Origin of the sequence: Nonomuraea sp. NPDC049784 (genome assembly GCF_040659615.1) — a bacterium.
Classification (GTDB): domain Bacteria; phylum Actinomycetota; class Actinomycetes; order Streptosporangiales; family Streptosporangiaceae; genus Nonomuraea.
In genome coordinates, this window is record NZ_JBFAMX010001057.1 from 1 (window position 1) to 2,108 (window position 2,108).

3 protein-coding genes and 1 pseudogene are annotated in these 2,108 nt (G+C 70.0%); 3 read left to right on the forward strand and 1 reads right to left on the reverse strand.

The annotated features are described in order from the left end of the window. Window positions 1-293, forward strand: a pseudogene (locus AB0J09_RS63155) (hypothetical protein); the annotation flags it as partial. Between the two features lie 21 nt (window positions 294-314). Continuing rightward, the gene (locus AB0J09_RS63160; protein ID WP_360713907.1) at window positions 315-830 is read left to right on the forward strand and encodes a hypothetical protein; all 516 of its coding nucleotides are present in this window, start codon (window positions 315-317) and stop codon (window positions 828-830) included. A 21-nt stretch (window positions 831-851) separates the two neighbouring features. On the opposite strand, the gene AB0J09_RS63165 is transcribed toward AB0J09_RS63160, so the two are convergent. Next, window positions 852-1,646: a class I SAM-dependent methyltransferase gene (locus AB0J09_RS63165; protein ID WP_360713909.1), complete on the reverse strand. Its 795-nt coding sequence runs from the start codon at window positions 1,644-1,646 to the stop codon at window positions 852-854. Between the two features lie 146 nt (window positions 1,647-1,792). On the opposite strand from AB0J09_RS63165, the gene AB0J09_RS63170 reads away from it, so the two are divergent. Beyond that, a partial coding sequence (locus AB0J09_RS63170) for a peptide deformylase (RefSeq protein WP_360713911.1) occupies window positions 1,793-2,108 on the forward strand: 316 nt, incomplete at its 3' end.

Consider the following 2,108-nt stretch of genomic DNA (forward strand, 5'->3'; position numbering starts at 1 on the left):
CGGGGCGCGAGGACCGGCAGCCCGCGCCGGACGAGATCGCCTGGGTGCTGGTGGACATGGCGGCGGCGCTGCTGGAGTTCGGGGGCGAGACGGGCGAGGTGATCGAGTCGATCGCCATGGGCATGGACGCGGACGAGCAGGCGGGGACGATCGCGATCCTGGCGTTCGGGGAGCATCCGTGGACGGGGCAGGTGCTGCGGGTGTTCATCGACCACCACCCCGACGACCGGGTCGCCGCAGCGGCCCGCAAGGCCCTGCGCCGGCTGCACGGGCTGGCGGACATGCGCGGCTAGAGATTCTGTAGAGTCGGCCCGGTGACGACGCATTCGATCTTCCCGCAGACCGGCATCCTGGGTGACGCGTTCGCCTGCGAGTGCGGCGCCGTGCTGGCCGGGCGGATGACGGCCGAGCTGCACGCCGCCGAGAACGGGCTGTGCTCGGTCTGCCTCGGATCCACCCAGGAGGAGGTGGCGCCCGGGCTGACGCGCGGCTGCACGGCGTGCGCGGCCACCGGACGCCGCAAGGAGCAGATCACCTGGCAGCTCGCGTACGCCGAGGCCGAGCAGCTCATCACGATGGCCATCGTGCGCGGGATCGTGGCGAGGTTCGAGGGGCCGTTCCACCTGTCGGAGATCGCCGACTTGGTGCGGGCTGGGCTGGGGCTGCCCGCGGGACGGCTGCCGGTCGGGCCGCGGGTCCGAGACCTGCTGCTGGAGCTGCAGGACTCGGGCGAGATCACCATGCTGTCGGCGCCCGACGAGATGATCGGCACCGACATGGTCCTCTACCGTGACCCGCAGTGGCAGCGCGCCCACACGCTCGGCCTTTGACCCGCCCGCGGTGAAGGCTCGTCAGGCACGGCAGAGGATCTCGCCGTGCAGGATGGACAGCCAGCCGTCCTCGGCCTCCGCCCACTTCAGCCAGCCCTCCGAGATCCGCCGCAGATCGGCCTCCGTGGCGGCCCCGCCGGCCAGGGCCTGCTCGGCCATGGACGAGCGCAGGATCCGCTCCGCCCACATCCCACCCCACCAGGCCCGGTCATCGGGCGTGGCGAAGCACCAGGTGGAGGAGGTGGCCGTCACGTCGGTGAAGCCCGCCGCCCTGGCCCACGACAGCAGCCGCCGCCCCGCGTCCGGCTCGCCACCGTTCCCCCGCGCGACCTTCTTGTACAGCGCCAGCCACTCGTCCAGCTCCGGCAGCAGCGGATACCACGTGAACGCGGAGTAGTCGCTGTCGCGTACCGCGACGTACCCGGTGGGCTTGGTCACCCTGCGCATCTCCCGCAGCGCTTGCACCGGGTCGCCCACGTGCTGCAGCACCTGGTGCGCGTGGACCACGCAGAACGTGTCATCGGGGAAGTCCAGCGCGTGCACGTCCGCGACGGCGAAGTCCACGTTGTCCACTCCCCTGGCGGTCACCTCGGCCCTGGCCAGGTCGAGCGCCTCCTCGGTCACCTCGGACACCGTCAGGTGCCCGACCAGCCCTGCCAGGTCAGCGCTGATCGTGCCCGGGCCGCTGCCCACGTCCAGCACCTTCATGTGCGGCTTGAGGTGGGGCAGCAGGTACGCGGCCGAGTTCTCGGCGGTGCGCCAGCGGTGCGAGCGCAGCACTGATTCATGGTGGCCATGCGTGTAGACGGCGTCCATCGCCAAACTCCTTCGGTTCGCTCCGATGCCGATCACAGTAGCGCAATCTCATCATTCAAGAAGAAATGTCTTGAATGATGAGACATACACATGGAGCCCGTAAACTTGTCGCGCAACGTTCGCAATCCCAGAGAAAGGCGTTGGTCGTGGGAGAGGTCCGGCCGATCGTGCACGTGGGCGATCCGGTGCTGCATCACCCGTGCGAGCCGGTCACCCGGTTCGACGGCGAGCTGAAGGCGCTGGTGGACGACATGTTCGCGAGCATGTACGCGGCGGAGGGCGTGGGCCTGGCCGCCAACCAGATCGGCGTACCGCTGCGCGTGTTCGTCTACGACTGCCCGGACGCGGACGAACAGCACCACAAGGGCGTCGTCGTCAACCCCACGCTGGAGCTCCCAGGCGTGGGCGAGCGGCGCCTCGATCCGGGCGATGAGGGCTGCCTGTCGGTGCCCGGCCAGTACG

Excerpts from the sequence above, each read along its gene's own strand:
- AB0J09_RS63165 (WP_360713909.1), bottom strand. The coding sequence starts at position 1,646 with ATGGACGCCGTCTACACGCATGGCCACCATGAATCAGTGCTGCGCTCG.